Annotated in this window: 1 protein-coding gene and 2 pseudogenes; 2 read left to right on the forward strand and 1 reads right to left on the reverse strand. The window is 43.4% G+C overall.

Annotated features, from left to right (window positions below; translation table 11 throughout):
* Positions 1 to 214 precede the first annotated feature (214 nt).
* Positions 215 to 664 (reverse strand): annotated as a pseudogene (locus CWI32_RS15050) (acyl-CoA dehydrogenase family protein); the annotation flags it as partial.
* Between CWI32_RS15050 and CWI32_RS15530 the strand changes: the two are divergent.
* Both CWI32_RS15530 and CWI32_RS15060 read left to right on the forward strand, forming a co-directional pair.
* Positions 662 to 787, forward strand: a pseudogene (locus CWI32_RS15530) (tRNA glutamyl-Q(34) synthetase GluQRS); the annotation flags it as partial. The pseudogenes CWI32_RS15050 and CWI32_RS15530 sit on opposite strands and share 3 nt — an antisense overlap.
* A 56-nt stretch (positions 788 to 843) precedes the next feature.
* A partial coding sequence (locus CWI32_RS15060) for a zinc ribbon domain-containing protein (protein ID WP_215534744.1) occupies positions 844 to 984 on the forward strand: 141 nt, incomplete at its 3' end.

Consider the following 984-nt stretch of genomic DNA (forward strand, 5'->3'; position numbering starts at 1 on the left):
AGCGATTGAATATAAAGAGTATTTAGAAAAGATTCGCGATGTTGCTAGTAAAGTCACTCGACCAACGGGTAGAACTAACTATCCAGAAGAGATTAATACAGCAGGTAAGCAAGCCCTGTATGATAACTTTGGCAAAGATATTGAGCTGACCATCAAGCTTGATCAAGCCATTCAATCTAATAAGTTGGCAGCCTGGGTCGGAGATCATGCAAAAGAAAGATAGGTAATCGACCGCAGCTGCACCGACTTCTTCAGGGTTTTGCATCGCACGCATACCAATTTGCATGGTCAGGTCGCCCCATTCCTTGTTCAAGGCAGCCAATGGCTCAACGAATTCTTTCATTGCAGCATTGTCTTTGTGCGCTTCAGCAAATTTGTGGATCATCTTGGTGAAGTCTTTCAACATCGCACCTTGAGTACCCAACACTTTACGACCTAACAAGTCCAGCGCCTGAATTTCAGTGGTACCTTCGTACAAACAGGCAATACGTGTATCACGTACGATTTGCTCCATGCCATGCTCAGAAATGAAGCCATGACCACCGAAGACCTGCACACCGTGTTTCGCAGCTTCAGAACCGGTTTCAGTCAGGAATGCTTTTGCGATTGGGGTAAGTAGAGACAGGATATTGTCTGCAAATTTACGATCGGCTTCTTCTATCTTAATGCTTTGCATCAGGCTGAAGTTGATCTGGATACGCCACAGTGCATGCTGCAACAGGCAGTTGCGCAATGGAACATTGAACGGATTCCACATACAACAGCGCTACAAGGTTGTTATCAATAAAAACCTGTTTTGGCTTAAGCTAGAATTCTAGAATTAAAATCAGAGAGGAAAAGCAGATGTTTTTTATTTTTGGATTCGGCCCTAAAACCAAAACCATTGAAAAGAGCCAGTTCCTGTGTCCAGTCTGCCGAACCCGTACAGGCTATGAGCTGAAACAGCAACGTCATTATTTTTCTTTGTTTTTTATTCCATTGATT

The sequence above is a fragment of the Acinetobacter pseudolwoffii genome (assembly GCF_002803605.1).
Classification (GTDB): domain Bacteria; phylum Pseudomonadota; class Gammaproteobacteria; order Pseudomonadales; family Moraxellaceae; genus Acinetobacter; species Acinetobacter pseudolwoffii.